Origin of the sequence: Mesorhizobium sp. M7D.F.Ca.US.004.03.1.1 (assembly GCF_003998635.1) — a bacterium.
Classification (GTDB): Bacteria; Pseudomonadota; Alphaproteobacteria; order Rhizobiales; family Rhizobiaceae; genus Mesorhizobium; species Mesorhizobium loti.
Genome location: NZ_RZQG01000851.1, coordinates 1 through 2,511, shown reverse-complemented (window position 1 = coordinate 2,511; position 2,511 = coordinate 1). Strand labels below are relative to the sequence as shown.

Here is a 2,511-nt window from a genome sequence, read left to right as displayed (position 1 = left end):
TCGGCTCCATGCCGGTGCCGACGAACGGCGCCTCGGCGCGCACCAGCGGCACGGCCTGACGCTGCATGTTCGAGCCCATCAGAGCGCGGTTGGCGTCGTCGTTTTCCAGGAACGGGATCAGGACCGCGGCCACCGACACCATCTGCTTGGGCGAAACGTCCATCAGATCGACGTTTTCGCGCGGCGCCATCATCACTTCGCCGGCGCTGCGGCAAATGACGAATTCGTCGACGAAACCACCGTTCTTGTCGAGCTCGGCGTTGGCCTGCGCGACATGGTGCTTGGCCTCTTCCATCGCCGAGAGATAGACGACGTCATTGGTCAGCTTGCCGTCGACGATCTTGCGGTACGGGCTCTCGATGAAGCCGTACTTGTTGACGCGCGCGAAAGTGGCCAGCGAGTTGATCAGACCGATATTCGGGCCTTCCGGCGTTTCGATCGGGCAGATACGGCCGTAATGCGTCGGGTGCACGTCGCGCACCTCGAAACCGGCGCGCTCGCGGGTCAGACCGCCCGGTCCAAGCGCCGAGAGGCGACGCTTGTGGGTGATCTCCGACAGCGGGTTGGTCTGATCCATGAACTGCGACAGCTGCGAGGAACCGAAGAACTCGCGCACGGCGGCAGCCGCCGGCTTGGCGTTGATCAGGTCCTGCGGCATGACCGTGTCGATCTCGATCGAGGACATACGCTCCTTGATCGCGCGCTCCATACGCAGCAGGCCGACGCGGTACTGGTTTTCCATCAGCTCGCCGACCGAACGCACGCGACGGTTGCCGAGATTGTCGATGTCGTCGATTTCGCCCTTGCCGTCGCGCAATTCGACCAGCGTCCTGACCACGGCCAGGATGTCGTCCTTGCGCAGCACGCGCACGGTGTCCTCGGCCTTGAGCTCGAGACGCATGTTCATCTTGACGCGGCCAACGGCCGACAGATCGTAGCGCTCTGAGTCGAAGAACAGCGAGTTGAACATGGCTTCGGCGGTTTCAAGCGTCGGCGGCTCGCCGGGGCGCATGACACGATAGATGTCGAACAGCGCGTCCTGGCGGCTCTCGTTCTTGTCGACGTTGAGCGTGTTGCGGATATAGGCGCCGACATTGACGTGGTCGATGTCGAGAACCTTGATCTCGTCTTCGCCGGTACCGAGCAGAACCTTCAGCGTCTTCTCGTCGATCTCGTCGCCGGCCTCGAGGAAGATCTCGCCGGTGCCGTAGTTGACGATGTCCTCGGCAAGATAGTTGCCGAGCAGATCCTCGTCGGTCGCCTTGATCGCCTTCAGACCCTTTTCGCCAAGCGCCCTTGCCTGGCGTGCGGTGATCTTCTTGCCAGCCTCGACGACGACTTCGCCCGTATCGGCATCGACCAGGTCGCCGACAGCCTTGAGGCCGCGGAAACGCTCGACGTTGAACGGAATGCGCCAATGGTCGCCGGCGCGCTTGTAGGTGATCTTGTTGTAGAAGGTCGACAGGATCTCTTCGCCGTCCATGCCGAGCGCCATCAGCAGCGACGTCACCGGAATCTTGCGGCGACGATCGATGCGGGCGTGCACGACGTCCTTGGAATCGAACTCGATGTCGAGCCACGAACCGCGATAGGGAATGACGCGCGCGGCAAACAGAAGCTTGCCCGACGAGTGCGACTTGCCCTTGTCATGGTCGAAGAAGACGCCCGGCGAACGGTGCATCTGCGAAACGATGACGCGCTCGGTGCCGTTGACGATGAAGGTACCGTTCAAGGTCATGAGCGGCATGTCGCCCATGTAGACGTCCTGCTCCTTGATGTCCTTGATGGACTTGGCGCCGGTATCCTCGTCGATATCGAACACGATGAGGCGCAGCGTCACCTTAAGCGGCGCGGCATAGGTGAGGTCGCGCTGACGGCATTCGTCAACGTCGAATTTCGGTCCTTCGAACTCGTACTTCACGAACTCCAACATCGAGGAGCCGGAAAAATCGGAGATCGGGAAGACCGACTTGAAAACGGCCTGCAGTCCCTCGTCCGGACGCCCACCCTTGGGCTCCGCCACCATCAGGAACTGGTCATAGGATGCCTTCTGAACCTCGATCAGGTTCGGCATCTCCGCAACTTCCGGGATCTTTCCGAAGAACTTGCGTACGCGTCTGCGGCCATTGAAAGTCTGGGTCTGGGCCATCGTCGCTCCTTAGCTCTAAACTCGGGACGAGCCTCGCCGCGGCTCGCCTTGCATGCTGGGCCACCTTGGCGGCAACCCTCTGTCTGTTTTCCCGGCGCCTGTCGGCGGCCGGCTAGAACGGGAGAAAACCCGTTTCCTGAAGGCCGGTTTTCGGCCCTCAGGAAAGAGGTTCTCGTACGTCTCGCGCTGCGCGTGCTCCCTTCCAGCGAAGGGAGTGGCGGAGGGCGCGGGGCCGCCCGCCGCTTTTACGCTTACTTCAGTTCGACCTTGGCGCCGGCTGCTTCCAGCTGGGCCTTGAACTTGTCAGCGTCGGCCTTGGAAACGGCTTCCTTGACCGGCTTCGGAGCCGCTTCGACCAGATC

General features: G+C 61.9%; 2 protein-coding genes. Both read right to left on the bottom strand.

The features are described from left to right. Window positions 1-2,149 (bottom strand): DNA-directed RNA polymerase subunit beta (gene rpoB / locus EN935_RS30860; protein WP_127373959.1); only part of this gene is annotated, 2,149 nt, incomplete at its 3' end. 251 nt (window positions 2,150-2,400) lie between these two features. Next, window positions 2,401-2,511, bottom strand: a 111-nt coding sequence (locus EN935_RS30855; protein WP_164771485.1) for a ribosomal protein L7/L12, incomplete at its 5' end; no start/stop codon positions are given.